Raw genomic sequence first — 25,035 nt, 5'->3', positions numbered from 1 at the left:
TAAAAATAATTATAAAACCAAATTAATTCTTTATCCTTACTAAGAACAATTGCACTAACACCCAAAACCTTTGTCATAACATTTATTTCTTAATTTTGACTAAAGTTTTGCAAAGCAAAAAACGACTCATTAAAATTATTAACAAAATCTTTTTTATTCAGCAAAAAATCTGTAATCAAACCACTATTTGCAATATTAAAATTGTCAAGAAGTTTTTCATTTTTGATTTTTTCTTTGAGCCGATTAGATCTTTTTTTAGCTGAATTGAGAAAAAATAAATAAACTTTTTTATTTACTACAAAAGGCTTAGACCAAGAATTTTCTTTTAATCCAAAAATAATATCATAAAAAGACTTACTATTATTAAACTCAACTAACTCCTTTAGAGCATTTGGGTAAATATTAATATTATAAGACAAATTAACAATTTCTTCTTTTAAGCTAAGCTGATATTTTTCAAGAACTTGGCTTAAATTACTAAATTTAACATCACTAAGAAAATCAGATAGCTTATTTTCTAAATAACCCTCAATAACGCTTGGTTCATAAGTTTCAATGTAATTTTTAACAGAACTAATATCACGATCTAAATTTTTATCAAAATCATGAACATTGCTAAATGCTTTATATATTTGATATTCATTTTTATTTTTAATCTTAATAGGCTTACTAAACTCACCTTCTCTTAAAGAAAAAATAGAATTTAGATCTTCTTTCTTTTCAACATTAAGATCTAAATCAAAATAATACTTATCCAAAGAAACAACACCCTTGAAATTAGCTATATCATCTGAATAAAGCTTAGCAAGTTCTTCAAATGGAGTCTTGTTTAATAGTTTATCATAAGCAGTCCGAGCATCATTCATATTTTTAAAACGAATAGACGCAAGCGATAAACGTTTAAATAAATTTAAATTTTTCTCAGCATAAGATATTACCTCTTTATTGGAAAAATCCTTATAGGAAAGAGAAAGATATGAAATATGCCTTGCTACAGTACTCATATCCTTAATCATATCAAAAATAGAATCGGGAAATATCAAATTACTATTTAAAAAAATTTTCACATTAGAAAACAATATATTTTCTACCATATCATCATAAATTTTAACTTTTTGATAATCAGAAGCTTTATTATATCTTTTAGAACTGAAATTTCCACTAGAGTCTAAATATTCTGGAGATCTAAGTAAATTTTTATTTAGCATTTCTTTAGAAATATAAAAATTATATTTTTTTACTAAGTCCAAAAAAGCAACATCTTCAACATATTTCATAAATGCCAAATACCAGGCATTATAATCTGTATTAATATTTTTAGAATTGCCCTGCAATCTAGAATAAAGATTTGAATAATAATTAACATATTGGGCAAACTTACTATCTTTTTTATAGTAAATAGGTTGACCTTTATAAGAACCAAATTTTAAACCAGATGAATGAGCATTATCAAATATCCCTGGAAGCAAAGGTGCAACAATAAATCCTAAAACAATTAAAACAAGAGCAAAAATCCCCCACATACCAACTTTTTTTTCTTTAGATTCAAGCACAACTAAATTATTTTTGACTTTTCTACTTCTTTTTCGCATAAAACAACCTTCAATAAGTAAGCATACTAATAATTTAACTACTAAATTATCACAATTGAAAAATTATTGCAATTGAAATATCTAACTTAAGATATACGCTTAAATATTATAGAGCTAAAAAAAATTACATTTCTAATATGAAAACGAATCGCTATGGATAAAAAGGAGAATGAAATCAAAAGTATATGAATATGAATCAAAACAAATTCAACCTTAATATAAATATAACTAAGGACGAACTTTTAAGATTAATAAAAATAGTTTATAACAATTTTGGAATCAATCTCAGCGAAAAAAAAAAGCTACTAATTGAAAGCAGATTATCATCCCTTCTGAAAGTTAAAGGTTTTAAAAATTTTACCGAATACATCAACTTTTTAGAAGAAAGCACTGGAAATATTCAATTGATCGAATTAATAGACAAAATATCAACAAATCATACCTACTTTTTCAGAGAGTCTAAGCATTTTGATTTTTTAAATAATAAAATATTGCCCAAACTTACTGAAAAAATATTAAACTCAGAAAACTCAGAAATTAGAATATGGTCAGCTGGCTGCTCAAGTGGAGAAGAGCCTTATACAATTGCAATGATACTAAAAGAATATATGGAACAGAATAAAGTAGATTTTAAAGTTAAAATCTTAGCAACAGACATTTCAATTAGCGTTCTAAATGAGGCTCGTGAAGGGATTTATCCTGAAGATCGCATAATAAATTTGCCCAAATATTTAAAAACTAAATATTTAAATAAACTTCAAGATGATAAATTCCAAGTTAAAGAAATTTTAAAAAAAATGGTTTACTTTAAAAAATTAAATTTAATGGATGAGAAATTTCCATTTAGCAAAAAATTTGACCTAATATTTTGCAGAAATGTCATGATCTATTTTGATGAAAAAACTAGAAACAACCTTGCCAATAAGTTCAGCTACTATCTTAAAAAGGATTCTTATCTTTTAATTGGACATTCAGAAACAATCAGAGGAAACAAAAATCTTGAATACATAATGCCTGCCACCTATAAAAAGAATTAATGCTCATGAGCATTAATTCTTTTTATAATAAATTTTATATTATGTAAAATTTATTTAGCTTAAAAGGTCTAAAAATAATACTGCTAAGTTAAGTTTACTTTTTCACCTATTCTAATAAAATAAAGCAATTCACCAATTGTTGCTACATGATCGCCTACTCTTTCTAAAAAACTATTCAAAAATAAAATATTTAAAAGATAATCCAAATTTTCAGGATTTTTTTTCATTGCATCAATAACAATACTTTTCTGCTTTGAAAATAATTTGTCTATTATATTGTCATACTTAACTATCTTTAATATTTTAGTAAAATCTCCATCAAAATATGCATCAAAAATATCAGACAACATTTCTTTAGCTGTATCGGCCATTTCTCTTAAAGGTTTAAAATATAAATTAAGAAAATCAAAATCATCCAAATCTGATTCAAGCAAAAGAACAACCTTTACAATCTTAGTAGCATGATCTGCAATCCTTTCAAGAGAACTTATTATTTTAATAATTGCTAAAATTTCTCTAAGCTCTGTAGCAACAGGATGTTCAGTCGCGATTATTCTTCCACACAAATCCTCAATATCGTATTGATAATCATCTATTATTTTTTCATCTTCATTGATTATTTTTTTAGCTAAATTTTTATCTTTAGATTCTAAAGCTATTAAAGAATCATCTATAATTTTAAGCACACATTCTTTCATATCCCAAAGATAATCTTTTATTATTTCAAGTTGTTTAGTAAGCTTTCTCCTTATCATATTATATCTCCTAAAAAAACCGCTTTAAAAATAAATATCTTATCTTGGCTCTCTCATAATAATAACTAAAAGGGTAATTATCAATAACCAATTTATAGTAATGCAAAGCCTTTAAAAAATCTTTATGCTTGCTCTCAGACTCATAAAGTTTTCCCAACAAATAACTATATTTGTCTGAAAAACTTGAATTAATATACTTAGGAAAATAAAGAGAGCTAAAATTTAAAGCAAACTCATACTCTCCCCTTGTTACTAAAAATTCAAAAATCTCAAGATAAATACTCTCAGAAAAATCAACATTCTTTTCAACTAAATATCTAGCGTTCTCCAAAACCTCTTCTTTAATATTTAATTCTATACCCAGCTTAATTAGATCAAAAACAATGCTTTGAAAATATTTGCTCTTCAATTTCAAATAATTTTCATAAGATTTTAAATAATCCCCATTTTTATAATGAATTTCTGCCTTCAATAAAATATATTTATCGTCATTGAAATTATACTTATTAAGCAAATCTATTGCTCCCTTGTAATCATTTATGTAAGACAAATTTAAAGCCCTGACAATAATCTCTTTAGAGGTTGCACGGTTAATACTATCCCTTCCAAGTTTAAGATTATTAACACTTGCAATGTTATTGTCCTGGCTAGAGCCAACACCACCGCCATGTGGAATTGCAACTTCAATCTTCTTTGTAATTTTCAAGATAATTATTTTATTAAATTCACTTAAATCTTTAACATTTTGATAACTGAAAACCAATTTAATTTTGCCTTCTTTTTTAAAAGTTTGAAAAGTAAAAACAGCACCATTTTTATAAGATTCTCCAATTAACTTAATAAAAGCTTCATTTTCAATGCTTTTAATATAAACCCAAGACTCATCTTTAAAAGAAAGCTTAAACTTTGAATTGGTATTTACATTAATATCTACCTCTCTACTACTAAAATCAAGCTCGTATGAATCGTTTTGATTTATAAAAGCTGGCTTAGAGCAAACTTCAAAAACAATGAATAGCAAACTTATATAAATCAAATATTTTCTAATCATTTGGAAATTTCTAAAATCTTATCTATTAATTTTTCATTCTCCTTTTCAATATCAACATTAAATAAATTTTCCTTTTTAATCCAAAGATCCTTGAAAAAATTCTCATCAAGAAATTTATTTTTAATCAACCCATCAACAACTAAATTCTTATTTAAATTTTCATTTAAAAAATCAGGTCTTGGAATAAAAAAATCATCCATATTTAGACATTCATTTAAATCAAAATAAAAATCTTCCATATCAACTAATTTAACCTTAGCATCTAAATTGTCTTCAACAGACTTTTGAGATTTTTCTAACATTTGCGTTGAATAAAAATAAGTAATGCCTGAAACAATAAAAATCAAAAATATTAAAATTAAAAAATACTTTCTAAAGCTAAACTTTCCATATTGCATGTTAATTTCCTTAAATCTAACTTAATTATATATTAAACACCCTGCTTTCACCATTATCAAGTGTAATACCTATCAAATTTTCACAACCTTCAGAAACATATGCATTATGAGTTATTACTAAGAGTTGGATTTTTTTTCCCAATTCTTTTAAAAGTAAGGAAAGTTTTTTACTATTCTCAAAATCAAGAGCTGCATCTATTTCATCAAGCATGCAAAAACAAGCAGGAGAATAATAATAAAGTGCAAATAAAAAAGCCATACTAACCAAAGTACTCTCGCCTCCTGAAAGCATATTATTGTTTTTGACAAACTTATTTGAAAAATTTATTCTAATCTCAACATTATCGGTATTTTCATTATAAAAAAGACTGGCGGTTCCTTTAAAAATTTTTTTAAAAAAGTAAGAAAAATTTTTATTAATCTCATCAAATGATTCTCTAAATTTTTTATAAATCTCATTTTTTATTTTTTTTTGAAGCTTTTGTAATGAATATTTTGAAAGCTCTAAATCTTCTACTTGTAAACTTACTTTTTCAAAACGATCCCTAGTTTCATCAAATTCTTTATCAATATTGAAAAATACATAATCCCCCAGATTGATTGCATCTATATCTTTGCGCAACAACTCTCTTGTTGCAAGATCTTCTTCCAATTCAAATTTATCAGACATTTTATTAGAAACATTGAAATTTTCTATTTCGCTCTTAATACTTGCATTAGAATTTAAAAGAAATTCATATTCCGTCTGTTTTTTTATATATTCATAATAATTGGTTTTTTTAAATGATTTTAAAAAAACCAAGGAACTAAAATCTTTCTCCTTGAAAGGTTCGCCACTAAATTTTGAAGAACCAATAAGATTACTTAAATTAAGCTGAATATCACTCTTTTCTAAATTTAAATTTTCAAGCTTTAAATACAAATCTTTAAGCTCTTCATCAAGGCTATTCTTAGATTCAAATAAAAATTCCAAATTGCCATCTATAAGTTTAATTTCATCCAAATTTTTAAATTTAGAAAGCTCTATATACTCAAGCTCACCTAATACATCATTTAATTGAAGGGTTTTTTCTTCAATTAATCTCTCAATATTTGTTATCTCTTTAGCAAGATTTGATTTTAAAGCATTTTTTTCGAGCAAAAATTTTTTCAAATTAACATTTTGATCGAAAATAGGCTCAATTTTGTCCCTTAATAAAGCCAAAAGATTCTCATCTTTGCTTATATACTTGATTAAATTTACTCTAATCTCTTTAATATATTTTATACTCAATGATTCTTCAAAAAGTTTAAGAGAGTCTAATATATTCTCTTTTAATAAAACAAACTCTTCTGATTTGGCACTCTTTAATACAGATAAAATTAAATCAACAAGCTCAAAAAAACTTTTAGTATACCTATTAATCTCGTCACTTAAAGAAAAAAATTCATTTTTCTTTTCTTTAAGTAAACTATTTAATTGATATAAATTGCTATTTATAGAATTTTTTTTCTCTTCAGATTCAGATTTGCTCTTAGCAAACTTATCTTCTAAATTAATCTTTAATGTCTTTTCTTGCTCTAATTTTTGAATTTTAATTTCTAGTCCAAGAATTTTAGACTTCACAAGCTCAAGATCTTTTTCTAATGCTTGAATATTGTTAATGACATTTTTTTCTCTAAATGAATAAAATTCTAACTTCTCCTTAAAACTAGAAGACAAAAATTTAGTCAAACCGTCTAAATTTAATTTGCTCTTCAAGATATTAAGCTCAAAATTAATATTGAAAAGCTTTTTTAACGTTATTGTTTTTTCTAAAGCTTCTAATTTTTGACTTAAATCTTGATGTTTTTTTCTCAAAAGGTAAACATTTTTTATGTTATCGTACTTTTGCCTTAAATTTTCTTGCAGAGACAACAAAGATGATAAATTTTGATTAGATTGCTTGAAATTTTTTAAAGCCTCTTCTTCTTCAATTTTTAAAATATCTATTCCGCTTGCCTGTTCAATTAAAGATTTAAGATTTACATTTCTTTCCAAAGAAATGTCTTCAACCCTACCTTGATTTATAAACATATACGGCGACTTTTTAAACTTAAAACTATTCAAAAGTCTATTATAATCTTGAAAATTCAAAATTTTATTATTAAAATAATACTCACTTGAACCATCCTTATAAAGACGCCTGCGAATATAAAAATCTCCTTCAAATTCCTTTAAAGTCAATTCTTCAGAGTTAATGTTGCTAAAAAAAAGAGTTATTTCTGCAAAATTTGATTTTCCTAGTTTTGAAACAGAAATTAAATCAGAAATATCTTTAACCCTTAAAAATTTTAAATTATCTTCTCCCATACAAAAACGTACAGCATCAACAAGATTGCTCTTTCCACATCCATTAGGACCCACAATAAAACTTAAATTTTCACCTATTTCAAACTCTTGTCTATTTAAAAAAGATTTAAACCCTAAAAGCATTATTTTTTTTAAAACCAAACTAACTCCCAATTAAAATTAAAAACCAATTACTGATAAATCTACAATTTCATATTATAATAAATAAAAATATTTTTAAAAAAGGTCAATTATGATTTGCGGAATAGATGAAGTTGGAAGAGGTTGCATTTTTGGGCCCATTCTAAGCGCTGCTGTAGTTTTCAAAAAAAAACTTAGCTTTATAAAAGAATTGGATGACTCTAAAAAACTAAAAAAAGAAAAAAGAGAATACCTATCCTCATTAATACTTGAAAACTCGTATTATGCATTTGCTGAAATTTCAAATATAATAATAGAAAAAATAAACATTCACAACGCATCCCTTCTTGCAATGCAAACTGCATACGAAAACCTAAAATTAAATTGTAGCCTAGTACTTGTAGATGGCAAATTTGTCCCCAAAATAACAGCAAAAAATGTTAAAGCAATAATTAAAGGAGATTCAATAATAGACGAAATAAAAGCTGCTTCAATTATTGCCAAGGTCAAAAGAGACAAACTAATGGATGAATACGATAAAATTTATCCATTATATTTACTCAAGAAAAATAAAGGATACCCCACAAAAGAACATAAAAATGCAATAAAGAAATATGGGGTTTTAAGCCTTCACAGGAAAAATTTTAAACTAATTTAATTTAAAAAAATAAAGAATAATAAAATTTAATAATCCTTCTTTTTAAATCGCCCGCCTGATAAATGAGATTTCTTATCAAACCTAGAATCGTCTAATTTAGATCTCTCTCCATATTCACCATACCTTTTATTATGCCTTGCAGAAGAACTACCGAGCTCTGTAGATACTTTCTGCTTAATAACCGCTATTGCCTTAAGCAAATTGGATTCAAACTCACTTATATTTTCTTCATATACAAAAATAGAATGTCTTTCAAAATCTCCACTTGGATTTCTTTTGCTCTCTACAATATTTAAAAAATAATCTCCTTTTCTATTTTCCTTGACATTAAAAAAATAAGTTCTCTCAGACTCTGTAAATAGCTTCTCAGAGTATACTTCCCCTCTCTCTCCCATCAATTTCCTCCACACAAGTTTTTATACTTGACTACATTTAAGTTAAATTAATTGTACTTATTTAAAAAAAAAATTACTAGCCAAAAATAACATTACAATAAATCTTATTGACATAAATTGATTTTTTTTATATAAGTAAATTATTGTATTGCGTCCTTCGTATAATGGCTATTACCTTAGCCTTCCAAGCTAATGATGTCGGTTCGATTCCGATAGGACGCTTAAAATAATGACAGTACACTTTTCAAGCTTGGCAATGCTTATTAAAAATGAGAATTATATTTAAAGAATAAAAGAATGAAATAAATGGAGATGGCGGGAATTGAACCCGCGTCCTAAAAACAATACTATAAGCTTCTACAAGCTTATCTAGCATTTTATTAAGCAATATGGTTTGGAAATGCTAGCAAACCGCCAAATCGCTCTCAAGTATAAAAGTCCCTAAAAATCAACTTGAAAAATTTTTAAGCAAGCTTCGATGTCAAAAAGAGTATAAGCGAACCTCAAAGCCAAATTCAACAAAACTCCCTGCTAACTTAAGCAGCCATTACAAGATTTGAGCTTGTAAAGTTATTATTTTTTGCATTTATTTGTAGAAGTTTTAAGAGATTCCCTCTGCCTGCAACTTATAATATTAACATCTTTAGTCAAATCCAAAACATCCCCTCATATAAAAGCCACTATAGCATAATTTTAAGAAAACAACAATGCTTAAAGTCTTATTTGAAAAAACTAAGCTAAAATTTTATAATAGTAAATCCAATATTAGTAAAAGGTAATTTTATGTTTAATGAAATTTTGTGGGTTTTTATGCTAATTACTACTTATTCATTTTTGATTATTGTATCCTTTTTTTTTAAAAAAAACGGATTATTTGCATGGGTTGCAGTAGCAATTATTATAGCAAACATTCAAGTTTTAAAACAAATTACAATATTTGGAATTAATGCTACATTGGGCAACATTATTTATGCATCATCATACATTGCAACAGACATTCTCTCAGAATTTTATGGGAAAAAAACTTCAAAAAAAGCCGTTTACATTGGATTTATCAGCTTTATTGTCTTTGCAGTATTAACAAATGCACAAATACACTTTATGTCAAATAGAACTCAAGAAAATTTTAAAAGTTTAGAAAACATTTTCTCTTCAATACCAGCTTTGCTATTAGCATCTCTTGTTGCATACCTAGTATCCCAATTAAACGATGTTTATCTATATCAGCTTATTAAAAAAAAATTTCCTAAATTTTTATTTTTCAGAACCAATGGATCAACATTAATAAGTGGCTTAATAGATACAACAATTTTTGTAGGCATAGCAACATATTTTAAAGTATTTCCAAGGCAAGCTTTCCTAGATATAGTAATTTCCACATACCTAATTAAAGGTCTAGCAGGAATTTTGGGAACACCTTTTATATATTTTTTTGTAAAATATATAAAGCTTCAAAAATGAAAAAGTTAATTTGCATAAATAAAAAACTTTATCTAAGATAATTAATCTGGTACAATTAAATGTTATGAATAAAGATATGTTTGATTTAAGCTTGTGGATAGGAATGGTTCTATTTACATATGCAACATTGGGAATTCTTTACCGATTTTTTGGAAAATCTGGGCTTTTTTGTTTCAATGCAATTATTTCAACAATGTCAAATATTATAATATTAAGAAATTTAAAAACATTTGGAATGTTATTAAATTTATCAGGTATTACCTTTTTATCGGCATTATTCTCTTTAAACTTAATGGTAGAAAAATACAGCAAAAAAGAAGCAACAAAATCTGTTATATTGAGCCTTTTGTTAAACATAACTTTTACAATTATGATTAATTTTATGATACTATTTAATCGTAATAAATTAGACACCGCAGATATTCATTTTAAAATACTGTTTAATAACTGTACATATATTTTAACAATATTAATTGGAACTTATGTGTTTTTTTTATCCCAATATATAAACATCTTACTATATAATTATTTTAAGCAAATAAAAATAAAATCTTTGTGGATCATTATTCATCCTCTATCAAGACTAATTTCTGGATATATAGCTAATTTGCTAGTTTCAATAGCTATAAACACAATACTTAAATTTTATCCTGAAACAAAAAATATCGAACTTATAAAAGGTTCCCTAATTATTACATTAATAATAATTTCAATCGATACCATTTTTTACCTATTTCTAAATTCTTGGAAAAAAATAAGAGAGGCTTAAGAATTAATAAGATTTTCAATAAATTGATAATTTTTAACAACTTGTCTATAATATTTTAATCTCAAATTTGATTTCTCAACTTCATTTAGCAAGTAATCAATGCTGCTTTTTCTTAAGCGAATCAACAAAGAATATATAACTATCGAAACAGCCACAGAAATATTATAACTTTGAGTAAATCCATACATAGGGATTTTTACATATAAATCGGCAACTTCTAAAACTTCTGCACTAAGCCCTGTTAGTTCTGTGCCAAAAAATATCGCCATTTTATTGTTAATTGGAAAATTTTCAAGATTTATTGATTTTTCATTCAAAGATGTGGCCACTATTTTATATCCATCAGACCTTAATCTATCAATTGCAAAAGTAGCATTTTTATATTTATTTAAATTTATCCATTGTGAAGATCCTAAAGTAACATCTGGATTTAAAGTATACTTATTCTTTTTTTCAATAACATGAACATCACTAAGTCCTAAAATTTCACCCGTTCTAATAGTAGCGCTTGCATTCTGAGACTGAAAAATGTCTTCTAATGCAAATGTTAAATAATTAGTGCGAAGACTTAATACTTTCTCAATCCTAGCTTTTTTTTCATCTGTAATAAATTTAGATAAAACACCTATTCTTTTTAATACATCATCATCCATAATAAAAATTAAATTTCAAAAATAACAAAATTGTTTTCTTTAATATATTTCAAATTACAAACTATTTCTTATATAATACAAAAATGAAAGTAAAAATTGAAGAATCTTGGAAAGAAGTTTTAAATAATGAATTTAACAAAGAGTACTTTAAAAAGCTTGTGAGATTTATAAAACATGAATATAAAACAAAAAATGGAAAAATATTTCCTCCTCCAAGACTTATATTCAATGCTTTTAATTCTTTACCATTTAAAGATATAAAAGTGGTAATAATTGGACAAGATCCATACCATGGAAAAAATCAAGCAAATGGACTTGCTTTTTCTGTAGATTCAAAAATCAAAATTCCACCGTCTTTACAAAACATATTTAAAGAAATAGAAAAAAGTTTAAAAATAAAAACCATCCCAAATGGAGATTTGAAAAGATGGGCAATTCAAGGTGTATTTCTGATAAATACAATCTTAACAGTCGAAGAAGGCAAGCCTTCTTCTCACAAAGCCATTGGATGGGAAATTTTTACAGATGAAGTAATAAAAATAATCTCTAAAAATTTGAAAAACATTGTGTTTATGCTTTGGGGCAATTTAGCAAGAAGCAAAAAAGGGCTAATTAACCCAACAAAGCATCTAATTCTTGAAACAAGTCATCCATCGCCATATTCAGCAAACAATGGATTTTTAGGATCAAATCATTTTAGCAGCGCTTTAGATTATTTAAAAAAACACAATAGAAATATAATAAACTTTCAATAAAATTAACAAATTTAATAATGGTTAGATTTAAAATTTCTTTATGTAAAAACTCTACTTAAATACTACTCTTAGCATAAACAACGATAACCAATTTAAATCATTTCTCTTTCAAATTGTTTTCTTTAATTTCATTAATGTTGGTATCTGATTTATTATTATTCTCATCATCCCAGAAAGTTGAACTATTCTTGTTTTTAGTCTTTATATCATTTAGAAAGCTATCATCTGCTCTTCTAGTGTTTAGAAAAGATAACAAAACTACAAAGATAAAAAAGAGTGCTATAAAAAATCCAGTAATCTTTACAGCAACACTTGAAGACTTTGCCCCAAAAATAGAAGAACTACCACCCCCAAAAACACCACCTATTCCATCGCCCTGCTCATCTTGAATTAAAACCAAAAGAATAATAAAAATTGAAACAATAACAAAAATTATAAAAATAAAAAATCTAACTAAATCCAAAACAAACCTCTCTTTAACTAAAGAACATTATTAATTATAGATAAAAAAGATTCGGCCTTTAAAGATGCTCCACCTATTAGTGCACCATCAATATTGGACTCATTCATAAGCTCTTTTACATTGCTTGAATTAACAGAGCCCCCATACTGAATTATAATATTGTCTGAAGCTGACTTTGAATAAAGCTTCATAATCTCAAGTCTAATTGCCTTATGAACTGTTTCTGCTTCCTCTTTAGTTGCGGTTTTACCCGTTCCAATTGCCCAAACAGGTTCATAAGCTAAAATTATCCTTTTAATATCTGATTCAGAAACACAATTTAACCCATTTTTAACCTGATTTAAAACAACGTCTAAAGTTTTCCCAGAATCTCTCTCATCAAGAGTTTCTCCAACACAAAGAATTAAATATTTAAAAGGATGCTTAAGTCCTGCAAGAATCTTTTTATTTATTATTTCATCTGTTTCTGATAAATACAATCTACATTCAGAATGACCAAGTATAACATATTCTACTCCAAATTCCAAAAGCATTGAAGGTGATATTTCACTTGTCCTTGCTCCACTTTCCATATAAGACATATTTTGAGCACCAAGGAGAATATTACTATCCTTAATACATTCTGAAACCTTAGATAAAGCCGTAAATGGAGGAGTTATCATTATTACAACATCATCTTTTAAAGTCTTAACCTTAGTTGCAATTTCTTTTGCAACAATAGAAGCTTCTGCACTTGTATAATGCATTTTCCAATTTCCCGCTAAAAATGTTTTTCTCATTTTAATTCTCCAAAACCTTAATACCCGGCAAAATTTTTCCTTCAAGATATTCAAGTGATGCGCCACCACCTGTTGAAACATGAGTAATTTTATCAGATAAATTAAATTTATTAACAGCTGCAACAGAATCTCCACCACCAACAACAGTTAAACCTGAGCAAGATGCTACCATTTCGGCAACCTGAGCAGTTCCTTTTGAAAATAAATCAAATTCAAACACACCAAGAGGGCCATTCCAAATTATAGTTTTGGCAGTTTTTACAACCATTTCAATTTCTTTTAAAGTCTTAGCTCCAATATCCATACCAATCTTGTTTTCAGGAATATTAAAGGAATCAATATACTCAGGAGTTGCATTTTTATTAAAATCACCAGCCACAATATGATCAAGCGGCAAAATTACTTTAACGCCCAGCTCTTTTGCTTTCCTTAAGAAAGAAGATGCTATATCAATATACTCGTCCTCTAAAAGAGATTTACCTATAGAATATCCTTCGGAATGCAAAAAAGTATAAGCCATTCCACCACCAATCACAACTACATTTGACTTTGACAAAAGTGATTCTAGTACCGCAATCTTTGAAGAAACCTTGGAACCACCAATAATTGAAACAAATGGCCTTTCGGGATTTTTCAATATTCCACCAAGAAATTTATCTTCTTTTTCCATTAAAAATCCACCAACAGACGGCAAATAATCGGCAACCCCTACAGTTGAAGCATGACCTCTATGAGCTGCACCAAAGGCATCATTTACAAAAACATCTCCATTCTCAGAAAGTTTTTTTGCAAAATTTATATCATTTTTCTCTTCTTCTGCATAATACCTTACATTTTCAAGCAATACAACATCCCCATCCTTCATTTGCAAGGTACTATTTACAATTTCACTTCCAATACAATCAGAAAGCATCTTGACACCTTGGCCTAAAAGCTCTGACAATCTATTGGCAACCGGTTTAAGAGAATATTTAGGATTTTTCTTTCCCTCTGGTCTACCCAAATGACTTACAAGTACAATCCTGGCTCCTCTTTCTTTGAGATACTCTATTGTAGACAATGCGGCCCTAATTCTAGTATCATCGCTAATGTTCCCCTCTTTTAGGGGAACATTAAAATCACATCTTACTAAAGCTCGCTTGCCCGCAAAGCTACTAAAGTCTTTTACTGTTTTTATTGACATTTTATTACCTCAAGCCTACTTATTTTACCAATTTTTGAGCAAGGTCAACCACTCTTGTAGAATATCCAAACTCATTGTCATACCATGACAACACCTTTGAAAATCCATTTTCAAGAACCATTGTTTCAAGACCATCAACAATAGAAGAATGAGAATTCCCCTTTATATCTGAAGATACAATTGGATCTTCCGTGTACCCCAAAATGCCTTTAAGCTCAGATGTTTCTGATGCCTTCTTGAGGACAGAATTAATTTCTTCTTTTGTAACATTTTTTTTCTTGAGTTGAACTGTAAGATCAACAATTGAACCTGTTGGCACAGGCACCCTCATTGAAGTCCCATTCAACTTACCCTTAAGTTCAGGCAAAACAAGTCCAACTGCTTTTGCAGCACCAGTTGAAGTTGGAATAATAGAAAGTGCAGCAGCTCTTGCTCGTCTAAGATCGGAATGAGGAAGATCCAAAATTCTTTGATCATTAGTATAAGCATGAACTGTTGTCATAAGTCCTTGTTCAATTCCAAATGATTCATGAAGTACTTTTGCAAGAGGAGCCAAGCAATTGGTTGTACATGAAGCATTTGACACAGCCTTTAAATCAGAATTAATATCGTGATCATTTACACCAAGAACTATTGTTTTAATCTCGTCTTTAGCAGGAACTGTTAAAATAACTTTCTTAGCACCAGCATGATTCACATGATCAAGATATCCCCCTTTATCACTAGTTGCTGATGAAAAAACACCTGTTGACTCAATCACAACATCAATTCCAAGCTTTGCCCAAGGAAGATTTTTTGGGTCTCTCTCAGCAATAATTTTTATTTCTCTTCCATCCACAACAATAGCACCATCTCTTGACTCAACTTTTTTATTATATACTCCAAAAGTCGAATCATACTTTAAAAGATGTGCAAGAGTTTTAGGATCTGTTAAATCATTTATTGCTACAATATCAATTCCTCTTTCAAAAGCAATCTTAAAAACATTTCTACCAATACGCCCAAAGCCATTAATAGCCAATTTCATACAAAATCCTCCAATTTTTTTGATTTTATTCTTACTAGAATTATTAAATCACAAATTAATAACAAGTGTCAAACTATCTTTTTATAAGCACAGTGGCTCCTTCTTGAATATAATCCTTTAAAAAGGTAGAAGATTTTATAGTGCCTCTAGAAATATAATCACTTATATCCTCAATTAAAATTTCTCCTAAAATATCTGATTTTTTGTAAACAATAAAACCAGAATCTCTAGTATCACTATTTAAAGCACCTTCTTTAAGAATTAAAAAAACATCGCCTTTTACAACATCGCTTACTTGACCAAGATTAATAAGAGCATCGTCATTTTTAATTTGAAGAATCTTTCCTTTTTTGGGTAAATAATCATGAAAATCTTTTGAAAGAGAATTTAAAGCATTGCTTAAATAATTAATACCCCCCACATCATAAGAGAAAGAAACAACTTTGATCCCTGTTTTACCTGAAAAAATATCCACTACCAAAGTGGCTGTATTTTTTAAAATATCTGCCTTAAAATCAAAAATTAAAAATAAATCCAAATTATTATTCCTTGAATAAGAAAACCCTTCGGAAAAATTATTAATCAGATAATCTCTATTTTTATTGTAATCAAAGTTATAATTAACTATTTCCATATTTAAATTGCGTTCAAGCACCCTTTCAGCATATCTTAATATTAAATCATTTGCCCCAAAAAACTTATTTTCACTTTGAGTAAAAATAGCCATTTTATAAACCACTCTGTCATCGTAAAGCTTATTAAAATCAGCAATACTTTTATATCCATATTTATAAAATAAAGACTTTCTAACATCAAAAGACACAACATCATAAAAATCTAAAATTCTAGAATCAGTAGAATTTCGCTGTTTTACTAAATAAAAAAGCTGCTCATAAGCCATAATATCTAAATTCACAAGCTTGTATATTTTTGAAAGCAAAAACCTAGCACTATCATTATCAGGCCAAATATCAACAGCATTTTTTGCATTAAACAATGCTTTATTTAAATTTAAAGCTTTAAAAGCTTTAAGTCCCTCATTTTCATAATGTTTAGAAATTTTAACATTGGAATTATTTTTCAAAAAATTTCTAAAATTAGATGCGAAAAAACTCTCCTCAAGAGCAATATTATAAAATTCTAAATCTTTTTTAAGATTTTTAGCTCGCTCCAAATTTAAAATAGCTTTTTCAATATCTCCAAATTTTAAATAAGAATATCCCAATAAATAATAAAGCTCATCAGAATCTTTATTAACCAAAATAGCTTTCTGCAATGCCTCTATTGCATCCTCATATTTAAATTCATGCAAATAAACAAGCGCAAGCAGTCGATACGCATCAACAACTCCAAAATCTTTGTAAGAGCTTTCAATTAAGGCCAAATAATTTAAAGCATACTTTTCAGCAAGCCCTAAATTATTAATACTAATATAAAATTCAGCTACTCTTTTATGAAAATCTGGAAAAGATAAAAAATTCACCCTGACTTTATTTATCAAATGCCTAATTTTGTCATGCATTCCTAGCCTTTGATAAATATCCATAAGATGTTCAAAAGCACTATAATTATTTTGACTATAATCAAGAATAGATAAATAATAATTAGCCGCGGCTATAAATAATCCATTTTTTTCAAAAATTGAAGCAAGTCCAACCAAAGCATCAATATTATTCCTTTGTTTAACTAAAACCTCAGAATAGATTTTTTTTGCTTGATCAATTTTATCATTTTTTAACAATATATTTGCGTAAAGAATTTTATACTCAGTGTCTTCATTAGACATTTTAGCGGCTTTCTCTATGAAAAATTGTGCTTGAGTATATATCTTAAGGGAATAGTAAATTGATGCAATAAATTTATAAGCTTCATAATAATTGGGATTAATTTTTATAGCCTCAACAAGTTCATCAATAGCATCATAATACCTTTTAGATAAATAATACTCATGGGCCTTTTGATAATGTCCTAATGCTGTAGTATCACTTCCTAATAGAGCGCTAAAATTAAAAAGGAATAAAATTAAAAACCAATTAAAATTCATAAACCTTCCTTCTCGGAAATCTTTATCACCTTAATATTTCTTTGATGCATATTTTTAATTGAAAAAACTAAATTGTTATACTCTACCTTTTCATTTTTCAAAGGAATCCTCCCAAAAAGATCATAAACAAAACCACCAAGAGTATCAAAGTCTCCATTTGGCAAATTTAAATTAAGTTTCTCATTTAAATCCTCTATTAAAATTCTTGCATCACAAAGATAAGATCCATCATCAAGACGAACTATTTCATCAAGTTCGTTGTCAAATTCATCTTGAATGTCACCTACTATCTCTTCAAGAATATCTTCAAGTGTTACAAGCCCCGAAACCCCACCATACTCATCAACCACAATTGCAATATGAACATGATTTTCTTGAAATTCTTTTAAAAGAGAGTCTGTTTTTTTGCTTTCGGGAACAAACATAACTTTTCGCATAATATCTTTTAAGTCTATTTCGTAAAAATCTTTTTTACACATGTGCAATAGTATGTCTCTTGTATGGATTATCCCAACAATATTGTCAATGGTACCATGATACACAGGAAATCTTGAATGACTGCTAGATGTTACAACCCTTAAAAGCTCGTCCTTGCTCTTAGCATAATCAACAAATATAACCCCTATCCTGGGAATCATAATCTCTTTTACAATAGTTTCTTTAAGCGCATTGAAATTTTTTATCAAAGAAGTTTCAATATTCGACTTATCTTCAAGATCATTTTCTGGGCTTCCTTTTTTCTTCTTTTTGTTTTTAAAATTAAAAAATCCCAACATCTAAAATACCCTTTTATTTTCTCTTAAGATATTTTCTTGAAGAATCAACATACCTTCCTTTTGAAAATCATTAGTTTCATGTTTATATCCCATTAAATGCAAAATTCCATGAATAGTAACACGTTGAAGTTCTTCATAAATTTCAACATTAAACTCTTGAGCACTAAATTTTAAATATTCAAAAGATATTACAAGATCTCCTTGTATTTTATAATTTATACCATCAACCAAATCTTCGTTAAGTTCATTGTGTTCATTATAATTAAAAGAGAGAACATCGGTTGGCTCATCCTTGTTTCTAAATTTATTATTCAATTCTTGTATATAAGCATTATCACAAAGAATAACTGAAAATTCAAAATCGCTAATAGAAAGAGCATTCAAAACAGACAAAATAAAATCATAAAAAATACTAAGATGTTCAAATTGAATATTTTCTACCAATAAATTCAAATCAGATTTGGACAAATTAAATATACCCTAAAATAATCCATATATAACTTACAAAATAAATTAATTGCTATAGCAATTAATTTATTTTATTTTTCAAACTAAAAACCAAAAAAATCTTTAATTATGTTTTCAAAAGCATCTTCTTGTAAAAAACCAACAGAAACCTTTGGCTTGCCATCAACAGGAATAAAAAGAATAGTTGGAAGACTTTGCACTCCAATCGCAGAAGAAATATTTTGTTCCTTGTCTGTATCTACTTTGTAAAAATCAATGCTATTTTCGTACTTTTTAGAAAGTTTTTCAAAAATCGGAGAAAGCATTTTACATGGACCACACCAATTGGCATAAAAATCAATTATTGCGGGCCTATCACCTCTAAAACTCCACTCTTTATTATTTTTATAATCAAAAACTTTAACAACAAAATCTTCTTCGGTTAAAGAAATAGCCATATATTTTACATGCCCCCCTATCGACTTAAAATTATATCACAAATACAATATTAACAATAAGGAATTATAAGAAATGAATCTAATGTTAATAACCTTTAATGAATTTAAAACAGGAATTTCACTCAATGATACCAGGGCAGAACATCTTGTTAAAATCCTAAAATTAAAAGATAATGAAAAATTTAAATTTGGTATTCTTGGGGAAAAAAACATTTACCATTGCATTTACAAAAAAGATAAAAAACTATTTTTCAAGAAAATCTTTAAAATATCCGAATCTAATAAACTTAAAAAATTATATGTACTAATTGGAATTATAAGGCCAATTGTTGCCAAAAGAATCATAAAAGAACTTGCTAGCATTGGAATATACAAAATAATTTTTTTTAACACTGAGCTTACTGAAAAATCATATTTAAATTCTAAAATCTTTAAAAACAATGATTACGAAAAACATTTAATAGACGGAGCAATGCAAGGAGAAGTAACGTACTTACCAGAAATCAAAATTATGAAAAATTTGAAAGATAGCCTTAAATACATTAAACAAGAAAATTTTGAAATAAAAATATTGCTTGAAAAAAATAGTACAAAAAATTTAATTGATATAGAACAAATAAAAAATGCGGCCATTATCGTGGGGCCTGAGAGAGGATTTACAGAAAAAGAAAAACAATTGATAGCACAATATAATTTCTGCTCTTACAGTATATCCTCAAACACCATAAGAACAGAAACAGCTACAATTGCTGCATCTATTATTACAGCATCAAAACTAATTAATATGTGATTTTATATTAGAAATTTTTTTATCATTTTAAATCAATTCGTTTGAGCACAATTAATTTATAACTGTTTGATTGATTAGCTTATCATAAATATAAAGCTCAACAGTAGAACCCTTGTTAACCTCATAGGGCAATTTAATCAATCCTCCTTTTGATTTAAAAGAATAAATCAAGGAATTTTTGCCATCCAAGCCTTTTAACCTAACAGATATATCAACATAAGATGGATGTTGTCTTAATTTATAAGTCAAAATTCCAAAAACAATTTTATTGTCAACTTTGGGCTTTGCAATAGTAATTAAAATTTTATCTGATTCATTTATTTTGGTCCCAGGCGGAATAGACTGAGAAATAATATTTCCAAAATCTCCAGTATTTGCCAAATCAATGTCAAAGCTAATACTATCACTTAAAAGAGAAGCAATCACATCTTTATAATAAATTCCAATATAATTTTTAACATGTTTATCCAAACGATCTTTACCCTTACTAATTAAAAATTGAAGATCCGTTAAACTTGATATTTGACTACCCGGTGATGGATTTTGACGAATTATTATACCTTTTGGCAATTCACTCTCAACCTCAATAGGTTTAACAATATGGTAAAGTAATTTAGAATTGTCAAAAGAATTGGCCTTTAAATTAGTAATAACATCGTCAATGTTTTTACCAATAAAACTATCAACTCTGTTTATTATAGCCCCCTTGCTAATGAAAATTATAACCTTATTACCATGTCTTAAAACGGTTCCTGGTTTTGGGCCTTGATCTATTACTTTTCCTTTATCAAGAGCACTTGAAGAAAATTTAAATTCAATGTGCGGAATCAGCTCTTTTCTCTGCAATTCAAGAACAGCATCCTCAATAGTAAGAGAATAAAGATTCGGAACAACTGTAATCTCGTTATTTTCTAAAACCATAAAGAAAATTGCAAAAGAAACAATTAAAGATCCAAAAATAACTAAAAGCAATGCCTTAATTGTAATTTTAGGTAAAATCAAAATTTCATTATTACAATTTTTGTCGCTCTGAGTCAGATCTAATTTATTTTTAAACAATCCCTCTTCATTAAAAAATTTATTTTCTAGATTGTCATTATTATTAAAACTAATATATCCCTCCTATTCTATTGAAGAAAACACCTTCCCTATTAGATGCCTATTCCCATTATAAAAAGACTTAAAACCCAAAACCTTTCTTCCAGGTCTTTGAACTTCTAAAAGCAAAAGAATTCCTTTTCCGGTATTAACAAGCAATCCTTTTTCGGAATTAAAATCAACAATTTCTCCTACTTTTTTCCCCTTATATAAATCTACATCCAAAAAATCGGCACGATGAAAAATAATGTTGCTACAATCAAGCCTAGCTCTTACAAGCGGCCAAGGATTGCACGCATTAATTTTGTTTTTAATTTCAAATGCACTTAATTTAAAATCTATAAATCCAGTTTCTTTTTTTAAAAAAGAACAAAAAGTAGCTTCGCTTGATTTTTGAGGAATTCCTAAAAACCCCTTGCTAATTTTTTCCAAAGCTTCTAGAACAAGGGTTGGACTAAGACTTGATACAAGTTTTGAAATATCATGGCTTGTATCATAAGATCTTATTTTAAAATTTTTTTGCACTAAAATATTACCACTATCCATTTCCAAAGCCATACTCTGAATAGTAACACCGCCAACACAATCACCATTTAAAATTGCAGATTGAATCGGAGAAACACCTCTATATTTGGGCAAAAGAGAAGGATGAACATTAATACACCCCTTTGGGAAAAGATCTAAAAATTCTTTTTTAAAAATCTTGCCATAAGAAAAAACTAACATTAAATCCGGATTCAAACCCCTAACTAAATTTAATGTATTATCATCAATAATCAAGGGATCTAGAACTTTAATATTTCTAGCAATAGCCTCTGCCTTTATTACATTTTGACTTAACTTTTGTCCCCTACCCTTAGGTTTATCGGGTAAAGTCAAAACTCCCACTACCTCATAATGCCTTGCAACTTCCTTGAAAACTTCTAAAGCAATAGAAGAAGAGCTTACAAAAAATATTTTCATTTTGCCTTAAGACCTATTTCTCTCATATAAGGCTTTAACAATTTATTTTTTAACTTTTCTTCGTAATAATCAATAAAAAGAACTCCATTTAAATGATCCATTTCATGCTGAATAATTCTTGCCAAAAAATCAGAATTTTCTATAGTAAAAGATTTTCCATTCTCGTCATGAAAATTTACCACAACAGACTTAGGCCTCATTAAATCATAATAAACTCCTGGTATACTTAAACACCCTTCTTTGTAAGAGCTAAGCTCATAAGAAGTCTCTACGATTGAAGGATTAATAAAAACTAAAGGTTTTGCCATTTTATTTTCTCTAACTACAAAAAGCGCTAAATCAAGGCCCACCTGAGGAGCAGCAAGTCCAACTCCACCGCAAGTATCCATCAATTCTATCATATTTTTAGCATAATCTTTAATCTTATTGTCAATATTTTCGATTTGTTTTGTCTTAACACGAAGCAAATCATTAGGATAAAATACCATTTTCATAAAAACTCATCCCCCTTTTAAACAAAAAAGATACTTATTTTATTTTCCCAAAAAGCTTCCATTCCTCATTTCCCAATAATGAAAAATAAATATTACCAATCCTAGACTTAGGAATAGCATAAAGCTTGCTTTCATTAATATCTTTAAAAACTAAAAATTCTTTAAGATCTGTATCAAAAAGAACAAGCTTTCTGTCCTTACCATTAAACTTTAATCGCCAATCGCCTTTTAATGTTTTGTAAAAAAAGGTTCTCCCATCAGCAGTATTAATTTCATAATCTTTTTGTTTTTTTAAAACACTTGTTGATTTTATAGCTCCCATAACATAGCTTAAAAAATCTTTATCAAATTGAACACTACTCAAAACAGCTCCCACATAAACTGCCTTTATTTGCTCATTCTTAGAATCTACAAAAAAAATAGTTGGACTTTTTTGTAGATTAATTTTATTAAAAATTTCATTATCCTTATCAATAACTAAAAAAACACTTTTTCTAGATACCCTGTGAATAATTTCATCACTTGTAAAAGAGTTTAAAAAATCTTTTATTAAATTTTCTTTAATATCTCTGCCAACCAAAATTAAAACATTTTTATCTAATTTTTGAGCTTTTTTAATTGCAATCTCATAAGAACTCTCAAAAATAATATCTCCCGGCGGCAAAGAAAACAAATTTGAAAATCCTTGATTTAAAATCATTAAAAATGCAATTATAAATCTCATATTTTACTTGTTAGCTTTGCTAAAAATTCCAACTCTCCTTCATCATCAAAACGCTCTTTTAAGGTTAAAAAAACACATTCATGATAATAATTGATATAATTTAACTCATCTTCTGAAAGCATTTCTTTTACTATTAATTCTTTTTCAAAAGGAACAAGAGTTAAATTCTCAAACTCTAAAAAAGCTCCAAAGTCATTTGTAAAAGCTTGTCTTACAAAAACTAAATTCTCAATTCTTATTCCATAACTAAATGTTCGATAAAGACCAGGTTCAATTGAAACCACTTCAGAGCCTTTAAAAAGATAATTAGAATTGGGACTAATAGAAACTGGAAGTTCATGAACATTGAGAAAAAACCCAACACCATGCCCAGTGCCATGAATAAAATTCAATTCATTTTTTAAAAGCGGCAATCTACAAATTCCATCAAGAAAAGCTCCAGAAGATCCATATGGAAACTTTAAAGAAGAAAGGCTAATAAAAGCCTTAAGAACCAAAGTATAGTCGCGCTTTTCTTTATCAGAAGCATCGCCTATTAAAAAAACCCTTGTAACGTCTGTTGTGCCAAGTCCAAAATATGAGCCCCCAGAATCAATCAAAAGAAGGCCGTTGGCATTTATTTTTTTACCTCTTTTGGGCTTATAATGCGGAAGAGCTCCATTTTCTCTAAAACCAACTATTGAGTCAAAGCTAGAACTAAAAAAATCTTTATTCAATTTCCTAAAATGTAAAAGCATATCAGCAATGTCTATTTCATCTAATTCAGCCAATTCAGCCTTGCTAAAGCTTTTAAATTTGCGTAAAAATTTAATCAATGCAATAGCATCAATAATATGTGCTTCTTTCATCTTAAGAAGTTCATAATCGGTTTTTAATGCCTTAAAACTGCTTATAATGCTCTCTCCTACAAGGATATTATTCTCACCAAGAACTTTTAAAACCCTAACATTGGCATCAAATGAAACAAAAAATTTACCTTCATGCTTTATCTTGTCCAAAAAACAGTAAAAATTACTATAAGGCTCTATTTCAAAATTTTCCATTCCCAGTGCTTCTTTAACGCTTGAATCAAGTTTTTCTATATCAACAAAAAGAACGTTTTTTCGATTCTTATTCCTAGATATTAAAAGAAACGAATAAAACAATGCTGATTCTTTAACATCTGCCCCTCTTAAATTCAATATCCAAGCAATCTCATCAAGAGCAGTAATAACATAAAAATCTGACAAATTCTTTTCTAAGATCAAACAAATAGATTTGATTTTTTCAGCTCTTTTATTATTCTTCTCAGCATCAACCAATTCAAATATATGACCAAACTCAATCTGGGGTCTAGATTTCCAAATCAAATCAACTAGATCTTGATTTAAAGCCTTGATATGCGTATTTTTACATTTTTCAGACAACTCTTTATAAAACTTTATACTAATCTCATCTGAATAAATTCCAAGCTTTAATTCTTGAAGATTCAAATTTATATACGTAAAAACATCGGGAGATCCTTTTACTCCAAGCCTTATTAATACAACTTCAGTTCCCTTAAGTTCTTGCTCGGCTTGTAAAAAATATCTACCATCCGTAAAAAGAACAGCTTTTGATAATGTTACAATTGCCGTACCAAAGCTACCAGAAAAACCTGTAATAAACTTACGAGTGCTATACCTTTCATGAGAATATTCACTAAAATGAGGATCATAACCTGCCACCAAATAAGCATCAATTCCATTATCCCTCATATGATCTCTAAGCAAAGATAATCTTTTATTAATATCCAAAAAAATCCCCTTTATATAAAACCTTACTAATATCTAGT

At 27.8% G+C, this 25,035-nt stretch carries 26 protein-coding genes, 1 tRNA gene and 1 other RNA gene; 7 read left to right on the top strand and 21 right to left on the bottom strand.

Features of this window, described 5'->3' with window-relative positions:
* Positions 1 to 89 precede the first annotated feature (89 nt).
* Positions 90 to 1,592, bottom strand: a complete 1,503-nt coding sequence (locus tag LRB30_RS03840; RefSeq protein ID WP_231019589.1) for a peptidylprolyl isomerase — start codon at positions 1,590 to 1,592, stop codon at positions 90 to 92.
* 185 nt (positions 1,593 to 1,777) lie between these two features.
* Between LRB30_RS03840 and LRB30_RS03835 the strand changes: the two genes are divergently transcribed.
* Entirely contained in the window at positions 1,778 to 2,629 is an 852-nt protein-coding gene (locus tag LRB30_RS03835) for a protein-glutamate O-methyltransferase (RefSeq protein ID WP_231014598.1), read from the top strand.
* Between the two features lie 83 nt (positions 2,630 to 2,712).
* Here the strand turns inward: LRB30_RS03835 and phoU are convergent, their stop codons facing one another.
* From phoU to LRB30_RS03815, 4 genes are read right to left on the bottom strand one after another with little or no spacing between them, the layout of a single operon-like run.
* Complete coding sequence (gene phoU, locus LRB30_RS03830) at positions 2,713 to 3,384, bottom strand: phosphate signaling complex protein PhoU (RefSeq protein WP_002556647.1); 672 nt, start codon at positions 3,382 to 3,384, stop codon at positions 2,713 to 2,715.
* A gap of 10 nt (positions 3,385 to 3,394) precedes the next feature.
* Positions 3,395 to 4,435: a tetratricopeptide repeat protein gene (locus tag LRB30_RS03825; protein ID WP_231014599.1), complete on the bottom strand. Its 1,041-nt coding sequence runs from the start codon at positions 4,433 to 4,435 to the stop codon at positions 3,395 to 3,397.
* Entirely contained in the window at positions 4,432 to 4,833 is a 402-nt protein-coding gene (locus LRB30_RS03820; protein ID WP_231014600.1) for a hypothetical protein, read from the bottom strand. The genes LRB30_RS03825 and LRB30_RS03820 overlap by 4 nt, the downstream gene beginning before the upstream one ends.
* A gap of 25 nt (positions 4,834 to 4,858) precedes the next feature.
* Positions 4,859 to 7,306, bottom strand: coding sequence for a chromosome segregation SMC family protein (locus tag LRB30_RS03815; RefSeq protein ID WP_231019579.1), 2,448 nt, complete (start codon positions 7,304 to 7,306; stop codon positions 4,859 to 4,861).
* A gap of 91 nt (positions 7,307 to 7,397) precedes the next feature.
* On the opposite strand from LRB30_RS03815, the gene LRB30_RS03810 reads away from it, so the two are divergent.
* Positions 7,398 to 7,943, top strand: a complete 546-nt coding sequence (locus LRB30_RS03810) for a ribonuclease HII (protein WP_231014218.1) — start codon at positions 7,398 to 7,400, stop codon at positions 7,941 to 7,943.
* Positions 7,944 to 7,969: 26 nt separating this feature from the next.
* Here the strand turns inward: LRB30_RS03810 and bpuR are convergent, their stop codons facing one another.
* On the bottom strand, positions 7,970 to 8,338 hold the full coding sequence (gene bpuR, locus LRB30_RS03805; protein WP_231014219.1) for a transcriptional regulator BpuR: 369 nt from the start codon (positions 8,336 to 8,338) through the stop codon (positions 7,970 to 7,972).
* Between the two features lie 150 nt (positions 8,339 to 8,488).
* On the opposite strand from bpuR, the gene LRB30_RS03800 reads away from it, so the two are divergent.
* A tRNA-Gly gene (locus tag LRB30_RS03800) sits at positions 8,489 to 8,560 on the top strand.
* 82 nt (positions 8,561 to 8,642) lie between these two features.
* On the opposite strand, the gene ssrA is transcribed toward LRB30_RS03800, so the two are convergent.
* Positions 8,643 to 9,004, bottom strand: a transfer-messenger RNA (tmRNA) gene (gene ssrA, locus LRB30_RS03795).
* Positions 9,005 to 9,121: 117 nt separating this feature from the next.
* Here ssrA and LRB30_RS03790 point away from each other — a divergent pair.
* On the top strand, positions 9,122 to 9,799 hold the full coding sequence (locus LRB30_RS03790; RefSeq protein WP_231014220.1) for a queuosine precursor transporter: 678 nt from the start codon (positions 9,122 to 9,124) through the stop codon (positions 9,797 to 9,799).
* Positions 9,800 to 9,875: 76 nt separating this feature from the next.
* Positions 9,876 to 10,568, top strand: coding sequence for a queuosine precursor transporter (locus LRB30_RS03785; RefSeq protein ID WP_231019599.1), 693 nt, complete (start codon positions 9,876 to 9,878; stop codon positions 10,566 to 10,568).
* On the opposite strand, the gene LRB30_RS03780 is transcribed toward LRB30_RS03785, so the two are convergent.
* Positions 10,565 to 11,221 carry a TrmH family RNA methyltransferase gene (locus tag LRB30_RS03780; protein ID WP_231014221.1) on the bottom strand — a complete coding sequence of 219 codons (657 nt, stop codon included), beginning with the start codon at positions 11,219 to 11,221 and terminating at the stop codon, positions 10,565 to 10,567. The two genes, LRB30_RS03785 and LRB30_RS03780, sit on opposite strands and share 4 nt — an antisense overlap.
* Positions 11,222 to 11,304: 83 nt before the next feature.
* On the opposite strand from LRB30_RS03780, the gene ung reads away from it, so the two are divergent.
* Positions 11,305 to 11,976 carry a uracil-DNA glycosylase gene (gene ung, locus LRB30_RS03775; RefSeq protein WP_231019565.1) on the top strand — a complete coding sequence of 224 codons (672 nt, stop codon included), beginning with the start codon at positions 11,305 to 11,307 and terminating at the stop codon, positions 11,974 to 11,976.
* Positions 11,977 to 12,073: 97 nt separating this feature from the next.
* Here ung and secG read toward each other — a convergent pair whose 3' ends face one another.
* From secG to trxA, 8 genes are all read right to left on the bottom strand, one after another.
* On the bottom strand, positions 12,074 to 12,439 hold the full coding sequence (secG, locus tag LRB30_RS03770) for a preprotein translocase subunit SecG (protein WP_231014224.1): 366 nt from the start codon (positions 12,437 to 12,439) through the stop codon (positions 12,074 to 12,076).
* A gap of 17 nt (positions 12,440 to 12,456) precedes the next feature.
* Positions 12,457 to 13,218: a triose-phosphate isomerase gene (gene tpiA / locus LRB30_RS03765; RefSeq protein ID WP_231019553.1), complete on the bottom strand. Its 762-nt coding sequence runs from the start codon at positions 13,216 to 13,218 to the stop codon at positions 12,457 to 12,459.
* A gap of 1 nt (position 13,219) precedes the next feature.
* Positions 13,220 to 14,401: a phosphoglycerate kinase gene (locus tag LRB30_RS03760; protein ID WP_231019543.1), complete on the bottom strand. Its 1,182-nt coding sequence runs from the start codon at positions 14,399 to 14,401 to the stop codon at positions 13,220 to 13,222.
* 19 nt (positions 14,402 to 14,420) lie between these two features.
* On the bottom strand, positions 14,421 to 15,428 hold the full coding sequence (gene gap / locus LRB30_RS03755; protein WP_231014228.1) for a type I glyceraldehyde-3-phosphate dehydrogenase: 1,008 nt from the start codon (positions 15,426 to 15,428) through the stop codon (positions 14,421 to 14,423).
* Positions 15,429 to 15,501: 73 nt separating this feature from the next.
* Positions 15,502 to 17,472, bottom strand: coding sequence for a tetratricopeptide repeat protein (locus tag LRB30_RS03750; protein WP_231014229.1), 1,971 nt, complete (start codon positions 17,470 to 17,472; stop codon positions 15,502 to 15,504).
* Entirely contained in the window at positions 17,469 to 18,248 is a 780-nt protein-coding gene (locus LRB30_RS03745; RefSeq protein ID WP_231014230.1) for a hemolysin family protein, read from the bottom strand. The genes LRB30_RS03750 and LRB30_RS03745 overlap by 4 nt, the downstream gene beginning before the upstream one ends.
* Positions 18,249 to 18,716: an rRNA maturation RNase YbeY gene (gene ybeY, locus LRB30_RS03740; protein ID WP_231014231.1), complete on the bottom strand. Its 468-nt coding sequence runs from the start codon at positions 18,714 to 18,716 to the stop codon at positions 18,249 to 18,251. It lies immediately after the preceding gene.
* 83 nt (positions 18,717 to 18,799) lie between these two features.
* Positions 18,800 to 19,153, bottom strand: a complete 354-nt coding sequence (gene trxA, locus LRB30_RS03735) for a thioredoxin (RefSeq protein ID WP_231014232.1) — start codon at positions 19,151 to 19,153, stop codon at positions 18,800 to 18,802.
* 73 nt (positions 19,154 to 19,226) lie between these two features.
* Between trxA and LRB30_RS03730 the strand changes: the two genes are divergently transcribed.
* Positions 19,227 to 19,943, top strand: coding sequence for a 16S rRNA (uracil(1498)-N(3))-methyltransferase (locus LRB30_RS03730; RefSeq protein WP_231014233.1), 717 nt, complete (start codon positions 19,227 to 19,229; stop codon positions 19,941 to 19,943).
* Between the two features lie 51 nt (positions 19,944 to 19,994).
* Here LRB30_RS03730 and LRB30_RS03725 read toward each other — a convergent pair whose 3' ends face one another.
* From LRB30_RS03725 to LRB30_RS03705, 5 genes are all read right to left on the bottom strand, one after another.
* A complete protein-coding gene (locus LRB30_RS03725) occupies positions 19,995 to 21,002 on the bottom strand; it encodes a PASTA domain-containing protein (protein ID WP_231014235.1) in 1,008 nt (335 codons plus the stop codon).
* Between the two features lie 63 nt (positions 21,003 to 21,065).
* The gene (fmt, locus tag LRB30_RS03720) at positions 21,066 to 22,004 is read right to left on the bottom strand and encodes a methionyl-tRNA formyltransferase (protein WP_231014236.1); all 939 of its coding nucleotides are present in this window, start codon (positions 22,002 to 22,004) and stop codon (positions 21,066 to 21,068) included.
* Positions 22,001 to 22,498: a peptide deformylase gene (gene def / locus LRB30_RS03715; protein ID WP_231014238.1), complete on the bottom strand. Its 498-nt coding sequence runs from the start codon at positions 22,496 to 22,498 to the stop codon at positions 22,001 to 22,003. Before def ends, fmt begins: the two co-directional genes overlap by 4 nt.
* Before the next feature lie 34 nt (positions 22,499 to 22,532).
* Positions 22,533 to 23,222 carry a hypothetical protein gene (locus tag LRB30_RS03710; protein ID WP_231014239.1) on the bottom strand — a complete coding sequence of 230 codons (690 nt, stop codon included), beginning with the start codon at positions 23,220 to 23,222 and terminating at the stop codon, positions 22,533 to 22,535.
* Complete coding sequence (locus LRB30_RS03705; protein WP_231014240.1) at positions 23,219 to 24,997, bottom strand: aminopeptidase P family protein; 1,779 nt, start codon at positions 24,995 to 24,997, stop codon at positions 23,219 to 23,221. Before LRB30_RS03705 ends, LRB30_RS03710 begins: the two co-directional genes overlap by 4 nt.
* Positions 24,998 to 25,035: the final 38 nt, after the last annotated feature.

Origin of the sequence: Borreliella americana, from assembly GCF_021043605.1 — a bacterium.
Lineage (GTDB): Bacteria > Spirochaetota > Spirochaetia > Borreliales > Borreliaceae > Borreliella > Borreliella americana.
This window is presented reverse-complemented; position numbering and strand designations above follow the sequence as displayed.

What these genes read in the sequence shown, in the direction of transcription:
- LRB30_RS03760 (WP_231019543.1), bottom strand. Translation starts at nt 14,401, where the DNA reads ATGTCAATAAAAACAGTAAAAGACTTTAGTAGCTTTGCGGGCAAGCGA.
- LRB30_RS03840 (WP_231019589.1), bottom strand. Translation starts at nt 1,592, where the DNA reads ATGCGAAAAAGAAGTAGAAAAGTCAAAAATAATTTAGTTGTGCTTGAA.
- LRB30_RS03745 (WP_231014230.1), bottom strand. Translation starts at nt 18,248, where the DNA reads ATGTTGGGATTTTTTAATTTTAAAAACAAAAAGAAGAAAAAAGGAAGC.
- LRB30_RS03810 (WP_231014218.1), top strand. Translation starts at nt 7,398, where the DNA reads ATGATTTGCGGAATAGATGAAGTTGGAAGAGGTTGCATTTTTGGGCCC.
- LRB30_RS03785 (WP_231019599.1), top strand. Translation starts at nt 9,876, where the DNA reads ATGTTTGATTTAAGCTTGTGGATAGGAATGGTTCTATTTACATATGCA.
- LRB30_RS03835 (WP_231014598.1), top strand. Translation starts at nt 1,778, where the DNA reads ATGAATATGAATCAAAACAAATTCAACCTTAATATAAATATAACTAAG.
- gap (WP_231014228.1), bottom strand. Translation starts at nt 15,428, where the DNA reads ATGAAATTGGCTATTAATGGCTTTGGGCGTATTGGTAGAAATGTTTTT.
- LRB30_RS03820 (WP_231014600.1), bottom strand. Translation starts at nt 4,833, where the DNA reads ATGCAATATGGAAAGTTTAGCTTTAGAAAGTATTTTTTAATTTTAATA.
- def (WP_231014238.1), bottom strand. Translation starts at nt 22,498, where the DNA reads ATGAAAATGGTATTTTATCCTAATGATTTGCTTCGTGTTAAGACAAAA.
- LRB30_RS03780 (WP_231014221.1), bottom strand. Translation starts at nt 11,221, where the DNA reads ATGGATGATGATGTATTAAAAAGAATAGGTGTTTTATCTAAATTTATT.
- bpuR (WP_231014219.1), bottom strand. Translation starts at nt 8,338, where the DNA reads ATGGGAGAGAGAGGGGAAGTATACTCTGAGAAGCTATTTACAGAGTCT.
- LRB30_RS03750 (WP_231014229.1), bottom strand. Translation starts at nt 17,472, where the DNA reads ATGAATTTTAATTGGTTTTTAATTTTATTCCTTTTTAATTTTAGCGCT.
- LRB30_RS03710 (WP_231014239.1), bottom strand. Translation starts at nt 23,222, where the DNA reads ATGAGATTTATAATTGCATTTTTAATGATTTTAAATCAAGGATTTTCA.
- ung (WP_231019565.1), top strand. Translation starts at nt 11,305, where the DNA reads ATGAAAGTAAAAATTGAAGAATCTTGGAAAGAAGTTTTAAATAATGAA.
- trxA (WP_231014232.1), bottom strand. Translation starts at nt 19,153, where the DNA reads ATGGCTATTTCTTTAACCGAAGAAGATTTTGTTGTTAAAGTTTTTGAT.
- fmt (WP_231014236.1), bottom strand. Translation starts at nt 22,004, where the DNA reads ATGAAAATATTTTTTGTAAGCTCTTCTTCTATTGCTTTAGAAGTTTTC.
- phoU (WP_002556647.1), bottom strand. Translation starts at nt 3,384, where the DNA reads ATGATAAGGAGAAAGCTTACTAAACAACTTGAAATAATAAAAGATTAT.
- tpiA (WP_231019553.1), bottom strand. Translation starts at nt 13,218, where the DNA reads ATGAGAAAAACATTTTTAGCGGGAAATTGGAAAATGCATTATACAAGT.
- LRB30_RS03730 (WP_231014233.1), top strand. Translation starts at nt 19,227, where the DNA reads ATGAATCTAATGTTAATAACCTTTAATGAATTTAAAACAGGAATTTCA.
- LRB30_RS03790 (WP_231014220.1), top strand. Translation starts at nt 9,122, where the DNA reads ATGTTTAATGAAATTTTGTGGGTTTTTATGCTAATTACTACTTATTCA.
- LRB30_RS03825 (WP_231014599.1), bottom strand. Translation starts at nt 4,435, where the DNA reads ATGATTAGAAAATATTTGATTTATATAAGTTTGCTATTCATTGTTTTT.